Here is a 7646-nt window from a genome sequence, read left to right as displayed (position 1 = left end):
CGGAAACTCTCACTTTTTCAAGTAGTTGTGTCAGAGCAAGTCAAAACTAATTCATTTAATACATTAGCAAAAGCTTCTTTCATGGTTTTACCCAATTCATTGGCGTAAGATCTTAAATTTTTATAGCTTTCATTTTGAGATATATCCTCAAACATCTGCCAATGCTCATCAACGATTTGAAATTTTTCATTTGTATTGTCCATCTTCACTCCATTTTTTAACTGCTTAAAATTTAATACAATTCCGTTTTAACAATTTACCAGATCTAAATCCAATCATTCTAAAAATGGTTAATTTAATCTTTTATCTCCCTCATTGAAGTACTCTGAAATTTTTGTCTCATCTATATTTTTATAAACTCGTTTAATTAACTCGATGGCCATCGCCAGTGCCTTATTTCTGTTAGTATAGAAATTTGGTTCCAAATAAGGCTCTAACTTGGGTTTTGAAATTCCTGAAAATGAATCATAGGCATGACCATACTCTTGCTCGATAAACCAACGTCCATCCTCACACTCAACTAAGATAAGGCCTGAATCAGGGTATTCACCTATGACCCAATTAATTAGATCGTCTAAATGCTCGTGGCTAATTGTGTTATACATTCGGTGGGAATTTATATTACTCATTATATTTCCTAATTTCAGCTGGTAATTATTACAGCACTCATCATTGTTCTATTGACGCTATATTTAAATAATTATTTCTCCAGATCATTCACTGATTATTAACTTGTTACTCAGCAAGTGTTCTAACCCATTGCGCAAAAGCTTCGTTTTCAAATTCATAAGTATCTCGAGGAGACTTAAAAACCACATTGCTAAGTTTAGACATCGCACGCTGAACATGTGTAACCTCCAAAGATTCAACGCCGATAATTTTGCGAAGTTTTAAAACTACCGCTTTGCTGAAAGGCTTTAACGATGAATCTTCGGCAATCATGCGAACCAATGCTTTTTGCGTTGCATCAAGAGCAGCCCAAGCGCCTTCATGATTTTCAGTATGAGCAAGTTTTTCTGCCACAGCCTTCATCGCATCTTCTAATGTTATAGATGGGTTAAGCACCATGTCCACAATACCAACCAAAAAAGGTTCCGGTTGTTGCTGAAAACTAACAAACGCTTCCCAGGCAGACTGGATAGGTAATGTTCTACCAGTAGATTGTTTAAAACGCTCCGCAATATATTCAACAAAATCCCGATCTAACTTTGGAAAATCTGCTATAGCTGATCCAGTTGAATAAAGAGGTGCATTCGAATTAGAAAAAACATGTGCTAGCTGAGTTCGTGATGAACCCGTAAATACTACTCTTAAATGACTTTGATTCCTGGTTATCGCTGTGCGCAGTGCTGTTGCAATTGCTTCATGTTCTTTGGTTTTTGCTAATTCTTGTGCTTCATCAATAAGTAATAAAACAGGCTTTTTCCTGCATAACTCATCAATCAAAGCATCTATTTGCAAAGCGATTTCTGTCTGGGCTTTCTTAGAATTAACTCCGAGTTCAACTTCACCTTCAAGTTTTGCTCCAGCCAATTCGGCTCTTGCTTTAATTTTTTTAATTGGTGTATGAAGTTTTGCAACTAAACTTTGGACCGCATTTTTCGGCTCCAATGCTCGCTCTAAAGCTCGTACAATAGAAACTCCTGGCGATAACTTGGTTTGCCAAAGATCAACATAAGCTACTGTATAACCCGAATTTTCAGCTGCAGGAGTTAGATCTTTCAAAAGGAATGATGTTTTCCCCGCCCTACGTGGAGCAAAAATAGTAGTGGAAGTAACTAACCCTGCATTCAATGTGTCTAAATATATCTTAGCAAGTGCAGGTCTGTGATAATGCCAAATTTCAATTAGATTCATTTTATTATACATTTTTATATTAAATTAGTATAATTATACATGATTAAAATAATTTTGTATATGACAAACTTATTCGCTAATTGATAGGTTAATAAAAGAGGAAATTTGTTTACCATCATAGCTTAAATAATGCCAAATTTTCATCAGCCCCATAGGTGAAACTTGGAGGTTATTATTCTGGTTAATTTTTCTAAGTTAAGTTATTAGCAGATATTACGGAATAGTTAACTTTTTAAGTTAACTCATCTATCAGCTCCGAAATTTGATATATATTGGCCTACTTTTTGAATTTAAATATATCTTCGATATTGGTTTTAATTTCTCTTTTTAATAGTTTGGCTGGTCCCAGATTATCGTTTTCAGGAATTTGATAAAAAAAGTAACCCTCTCAATAAGGTCTGACTAGCTTAGAGGATTGCCGTCAAACGCAAAACATAATATGTTGTATATGATACACCAACTTTATACCATATATAGATATACTGCTATAAATAGCTATGGAGATTTCGTCTGTGTATCATAAAAAAACAATTTTTGTTCTTGGAGCGGGAGCCAGTTGTCATTATGGCTACCCATTGGGCAACCAACTAATACCTCAAATGCTTAAAAGCCTAGAAGATCAAATACCCATTCCTGTTGTCCAAGGTGAAAAAAATGGAGTTTTTTATAATTCATCAGATAAAGAAAACGGTAGACTATACCACTTTGATAGCATCAAAAAATTTCTTTTAGAGAATAGTGTTTACCACGAAAAAGAAAATCACGTATTTCACCCGTCTCGTAACGCTATAGAGAGACTTCAATTTTGCGATGGCATCAACCCCGTGGGTGGTTATTACGATAATAATTTTTATCTTATAAAAATTGGTGAGTTTGACAAATTTAATGAACTTAAAAACCGTTTAGAAAAATCTAATCCGCTTTCTATTGATGTGTTCCTGCGCAACAATCCTGATTTTGGTGAAGTAGCTAAGACTTTAATTATTTATACCTTACTAAAATGTGAAAATATGGACCATTTTAACTTAAACCATAAAGGGCACCCCGATCCATGGCTTCCTATTTTATTTAACGAACTAACCCAAGGTTGCACTTCAGATCCAAGTAGCATACTAGATAATAAAGTTCATTTCATAACCTTTAATTATGATGTCAGCTTTGAATATTACTTAGATCGAACCTTCCGAGAAACTCAATTATTTTCTAATAATACAGCAGCAATCCACGAGTTCATCAATGAAAGGATTCATCACGTTTATGGAAGTTTGCCAACCTTAGCCAACTTGGCAAAATATGGTCAATATAATGATGCCAATCAAACTAGAGATAAAATAACCAATCAATATTATAGATTTTTAAATAGCTTGCTTAACAATGAATCAATATTAACTATTGATGGTGAGCGCAGAGCTTTGAAGCACGATATAATTCCGAGCCTTATTAGAGAAGCAGAAACGATAAATATCATGGGTTTTTCTTTTGACAAAGACAACTTAAGCATCCTTGGATTTCCCATAACCGGCGAAGGCTGGCAGAAATATCACACGGATCTGAAGACATTACAAATAATCAATTATTTAAATTATAAGGGATATAATGGCCGCTTAAGAAAGGAATTCAATACCATTTCAAGAATCATTACACAAAATAAAAGTCATTTTATAATACCTAATGAGTCCACAGCAGAAAATATTTCAAATGCTTTATCTTATGACTTTAAATCTTTTCTCTTTGAAGGACCATGCGAATAATACGGTTTCAGCAATTCCCGGTAACTTTTGAACACAAACTTACGACAATACAATCAAGATGAAAAATTAATTACAATAATAAGCATAAAATAAACAATTGGTGCGCTTAACTGAGTGTGACAATTACTTGACATCAATGAGCTACTGCCTAATATGTGTGATTCATAGACATCGTTTCAATTAATTGATAGATTTACCCGTCTTATGAAACAGCAAATTAAAGCTAGATTAACTTGGGTAAATCTTTATCTGGAAACTAAAGATGCAGGATATGTTTGCCGTAAATGTGGTATTTCTCGTCCTACCCTGAGGAAGTGGTACAGACGATATTTAGAGGCTGGGATCGATGGATTGAATGATCAAAGCAAAAAGCTCCATTTATCACCAAGTAAGAAGTTAAATTCGGAGCTGATTGAACTAATTCTTGATTTGCGTATCAGCCGTAATCTTGGCGCTAGGCGTATCCAAACTGAATTGATAAGATTGCACAACTGTTCGCTTTCTTTAGCAAGCATTCATAAAGCGTTAACAAGCAACCAAACACAACCAATAAAAAAACTTAAGCGTAAAAAGAAATTTAAACGCTATAGTCGTCCTATTCCTGGCGATCGTATTCAAATGGATACCTGTAAAATAGCACCAGGGATTTATCAATATACAGCTGTCGATGATTGTTCTCGTTGGCGTGTACTAGAGATTTACAAACGCCGTACAGCCACTAATACACTACATTTTTTAGACTTGGTTCTGGAGCAGTTTCCATTCCCTATACAACGTATTCAAACGGATAGAGGGCTAGAATTTTTTGCCGAAAAAGTTCAGCTAAAAATGATGGAATTAGGTATTAAATTTAGACCCAATAAGCCAGCTTCTCCTCATTTAAATGGCAAGGTAGAACGATCGCAAAAAACAGATCTTGAAGAGTTTTACGCTATTACAGATTTATCTGACTTTGAAACTCTTAGAGAAGAGCTAGCTCAATGGCAATTTTTTTATAACTGGCAGCGTCCTCATGGTTCACTAAAAGGAAAACCTCCCTCGGCTATCGTGGCTGAATTAAGCGAAATAACCCCCTTTAGTGAAGAGGTGAGTAACAACTATAAAATAGACAATGAGAGCATCCAAATAGCTAATTATCATACTGATTTGATTATGAAAAAATTGAAAGGATCTCTATGAATCACACATTTTAGTCATTTTACATATCGACTATGATGCGTACACAAATTATTTAAACTTGATCTAATAATTGTCGTTTTTTAAATCATGCAGCTTTTAATTCAATATGAACTCGTTGCCCAATAGCTGCTGCAATATTTACTAAAGCATCTAAGGAAAATCTAGAAATACGTCCACGTAACATATCATTTAAGCGAGGTTGTGTAATTCCACAATGTTGAGCTGCCTCAACCTGTTTCCAACCGTTCTTTTTAATAATAATCACAATTTGACGCATCAACTCAGATTTCGCTTGCATATTAGCCGATTCTCCGGCTGTATCAGCAATTGCATCCCAAATATTGTCATAGCTTTCTATTTTACTCATCTCTATTTACTCCTCATCAATTCAGTAAAACGTGCCTTTGCAAGATCAATATCACGTTTTGCTGTAGCTTGAGTCTTTTTCTGGAATGCATGTAAAATATATACCGCATCCGCAAGCCTTGCTTTTTGCTTCTTAACCTCTTAAATTTACGATTATTTTTCGGTAGAAGCAAATAGTTAACTGCATGTTTTTTCTAGCTACTAAGCCCCTTCTTTAAGGCTTTAAAAAATAACTAAATTACATGGATGAAGAGCCATTTCTAATCAGCAACCTAGCAACTATATTGTAAAGATTGTTACACATCTTATGCATTAAAAAAATACTCTATCATTTTCTAGAAGCTTCCTGCAAAATGGATGGATTAATTAAGAAAATGATAAGCTCAGGAATATAGATTACATGAAAGAAGACGTGGATTACCTTCCAAAGGAAAAGCAAGTAGAGCTGAGTAAAATAACTCACATTATCAATGAAATAACTCACTCCGAGATGATTGTTTTATTTGGTAGTTATGCACGTAATGAATGGGTAGAAGACAAATATGATGAGATACATTATCGCTATCAAAGTGACTTTGATATTTTAGTGATCGTGCAAACAAACAGTGAAGCAGTACAAAGTCGATTTGAACGAGAAATTGAAGAAAAAATTGGGCGAGATGAAACGATTAATACCCCTGTATCCATCATTGTTCATGATATTAATTTTGTAAATAAACGCTTAAACAAGGCACAATATTTTTTCACAGACATTAAGAAACAAGGTATACTATTATACAACTCAGGGAAATACCAATTAAATGAAGCGAAAGAACTATCTAAAGCCGAGCGAAAAAAATTAGCACAAGAAGATTTTGATTATTGGTTTAGCAGTGCCAATGAATTTTGGATAGGATTTATGATTTTCTTTGAACGAGGTAGTTATAGCATAGCTGCTTTTCAATTACATCAAGTTACTGAAAGACTCTTGAGCGGTATTTTGTTGGTGTTTACACGTTATAAACCTAATACCCATGATTTAGGTGTTTTAAAAAAGCTAGTGAATTCAGTTGATAGTCGCCTAGCACAAATATTTCCATTGAATAATATAGAGAACCAGCGCTTATTTAAGTTATTACGAAAAGCTTATGTAGATGCTCGATATAAACCCAGTTATGTGATTACTAAAGAAGAGTTAACAAAGTTATCTCAGCATGTGGAAGAACTAAAAAAAATTGGTGAGCTAATTTGTAGAGAAGAGATTGAGAGTTTTTAATATACGATTTTAGAAGAACAGTAAAAAAGCAATAGATCAAGCCTTGCTTTTTGCTTCTTAAATGATGCAACCCATTCAGGGAGTTACCCAAATGACTACAGGGTTAGGGCTTTGTGGTAATCCTTTTGTTTTACCAGGGAAAGGATCTTGTATTTTGTCCTTACAAATAAATGGTAGTCAGTTAAGCGCGCCTATTGTTGATGAGCCAATAGTTTCCAGAGGGAGGGAATCAACCAATGCTATCGACCTTAGCATTTCTAATATCTTGCGTATTACACAGGCGCCTCCTCTCACCGATGCAGTGATAACTGTTACTGGCTCTCCTTTAACACTGACGGCGGATGGGATACCAGGCCAACTCATCATTATTAATACGTCAATAGAGGTTGCAGCTACCAACATTCTCTCCAATTTCACAGGTACAACATTGGATAGGAATGTCACAGAAACAGGAAATACCTGGCACAACCAGTGTGACTTTTGATGGATGAAATTTTATGATTTGCCATCCTCAAATTGGCTAGCACAATTTAATCTCTTAATAGCGAAAAGCAGGGCTTGCCCCCTTAAATTCCTTTGTGATTGGCAAAATTATTCGCAAATCATGAAATTGACAGTGTTAATTAATTAAACTATTTTTCGATTAGATTATAGGAATATTCTTATGTGATTAATAACGGCTTTTATCTTATTATTTTTTTTTCTCTATTTCTCATGCTGAAAACTTAACTATTGGCATACAAGCTTATGACCCGCCCTTTAGCCTTTACGCTGATAAGAGCCATTATTTTGGTTTTGAAGTAGCTTTGATGGATGCTATTTGTAAAGAGATAAATGCTCAATGCCAATATAGCCCAGGTTCTTATAATGATTTATTGACAGGAGTTAGCGCAGGTAAACTTGATTTAGCCATAGGCGCAATTACAATTGATAACAAGAATAAAGCAAAATATCTCTTCAGCCTCCCCTATCTCAATAGCAATAGCCAATTAATGACTCTCATCAATAGTCCCATTAATTCTGTTGCAGATATTAGAGGTAAACGTTTAGGCACTTGGAAAGATGAGTTATTTAAACAAATAATTGAAGAAAAATTCAGTGGTTTCTCTAAAATTAAAGAATACACTAGACTTTCTGATTTCTTCGAAGCCTTAGCTCATGGTGATGTCGATGTGATCCTTATAGGCCTAGCGCTCCGGAACTTGCGCTGTGACGCAAAAGTCTGAGTAGGAAAGACT

General features: G+C 34.7%; 9 protein-coding genes and 1 pseudogene. 5 read left to right on the top strand and 5 right to left on the bottom strand.

Annotated elements, in window-relative coordinates; all coding sequences use genetic code 11:
• Positions 1 to 17: 17 nt before the first annotated feature.
• The 3 genes from QM652_RS13510 to QM652_RS13500 form a co-directional block, all read right to left on the bottom strand.
• Entirely contained in the window at positions 18 to 203 is a 186-nt protein-coding gene (locus QM652_RS13510; RefSeq protein WP_415076667.1) for a hypothetical protein, read from the bottom strand.
• An 87-nt stretch (positions 204 to 290) separates the two neighbouring features.
• Positions 291 to 629 (bottom strand): hypothetical protein, encoded by a 339-nt coding sequence (locus QM652_RS13505; RefSeq protein ID WP_415076665.1) that lies wholly within the window; start codon positions 627 to 629, stop codon positions 291 to 293.
• Between the two features lie 106 nt (positions 630 to 735).
• Entirely contained in the window at positions 736 to 1857 is a 1122-nt protein-coding gene (locus QM652_RS13500; protein ID WP_415076663.1) for an ATP-binding protein, read from the bottom strand.
• Positions 1858 to 2369: 512 nt separating this feature from the next.
• Between QM652_RS13500 and QM652_RS13495 the strand changes: the two genes are divergently transcribed.
• Together QM652_RS13495 and QM652_RS13490 are read left to right on the top strand one after the other, a co-directional pair.
• Positions 2370 to 3608: a hypothetical protein gene (locus QM652_RS13495; protein ID WP_415076661.1), complete on the top strand. Its 1239-nt coding sequence runs from the start codon at positions 2370 to 2372 to the stop codon at positions 3606 to 3608.
• A gap of 204 nt (positions 3609 to 3812) precedes the next feature.
• Positions 3813 to 4787: an IS481 family transposase gene (locus QM652_RS13490; protein WP_415076659.1), complete on the top strand. Its 975-nt coding sequence runs from the start codon at positions 3813 to 3815 to the stop codon at positions 4785 to 4787.
• A gap of 85 nt (positions 4788 to 4872) precedes the next feature.
• Here QM652_RS13490 and QM652_RS13485 read toward each other — a convergent pair whose 3' ends face one another.
• Entirely contained in the window at positions 4873 to 5154 is a 282-nt protein-coding gene (locus QM652_RS13485) for a helix-turn-helix domain-containing protein (protein WP_415076657.1), read from the bottom strand.
• Between the two features lie 2 nt (positions 5155 to 5156).
• Positions 5157 to 5258 (bottom strand): annotated as a pseudogene (locus QM652_RS13480) (type II toxin-antitoxin system RelE/ParE family toxin); the annotation flags it as partial.
• Positions 5259 to 5553: 295 nt separating this feature from the next.
• Between QM652_RS13480 and QM652_RS13475 the strand changes: the two are divergent.
• From QM652_RS13475 to QM652_RS13465, 3 genes are all read left to right on the top strand, one after another.
• Positions 5554 to 6408 carry a HEPN domain-containing protein gene (locus QM652_RS13475; protein ID WP_415076655.1) on the top strand — a complete coding sequence of 285 codons (855 nt, stop codon included), beginning with the start codon at positions 5554 to 5556 and terminating at the stop codon, positions 6406 to 6408.
• Between the two features lie 91 nt (positions 6409 to 6499).
• A complete protein-coding gene (locus tag QM652_RS13470; RefSeq protein WP_415076653.1) occupies positions 6500 to 6892 on the top strand; it encodes a hypothetical protein in 393 nt (130 codons plus the stop codon).
• A 223-nt stretch (positions 6893 to 7115) separates the two neighbouring features.
• The gene (locus QM652_RS13465) at positions 7116 to 7634 is read left to right on the top strand and encodes a transporter substrate-binding domain-containing protein (RefSeq protein ID WP_415076669.1); all 519 of its coding nucleotides are present in this window, start codon (positions 7116 to 7118) and stop codon (positions 7632 to 7634) included.
• Positions 7635 to 7646: the final 12 nt, after the last annotated feature.

Source organism: Legionella sp. (assembly GCF_047605385.1).
Taxonomy (GTDB): domain Bacteria; phylum Pseudomonadota; class Gammaproteobacteria; order Legionellales; family Legionellaceae; genus Legionella.
This window is presented reverse-complemented; position numbering and strand designations above follow the sequence as displayed.

Excerpts from the sequence above, each read along its gene's own strand:
- QM652_RS13490 (WP_415076659.1), top strand. The coding sequence starts at position 3,813 with ATGAAACAGCAAATTAAAGCTAGATTAACTTGGGTAAATCTTTATCTG.
- QM652_RS13500 (WP_415076663.1), bottom strand. The coding sequence starts at position 1,857 with ATGAATCTAATTGAAATTTGGCATTATCACAGACCTGCACTTGCTAAG.
- QM652_RS13470 (WP_415076653.1), top strand. The coding sequence starts at position 6,500 with ATGACTACAGGGTTAGGGCTTTGTGGTAATCCTTTTGTTTTACCAGGG.
- QM652_RS13505 (WP_415076665.1), bottom strand. The coding sequence starts at position 629 with ATGAGTAATATAAATTCCCACCGAATGTATAACACAATTAGCCACGAG.
- QM652_RS13475 (WP_415076655.1), top strand. The coding sequence starts at position 5,554 with ATGAAAGAAGACGTGGATTACCTTCCAAAGGAAAAGCAAGTAGAGCTG.
- QM652_RS13485 (WP_415076657.1), bottom strand. The coding sequence starts at position 5,154 with ATGAGTAAAATAGAAAGCTATGACAATATTTGGGATGCAATTGCTGAT.
- QM652_RS13510 (WP_415076667.1), bottom strand. The coding sequence starts at position 203 with ATGGACAATACAAATGAAAAATTTCAAATCGTTGATGAGCATTGGCAG.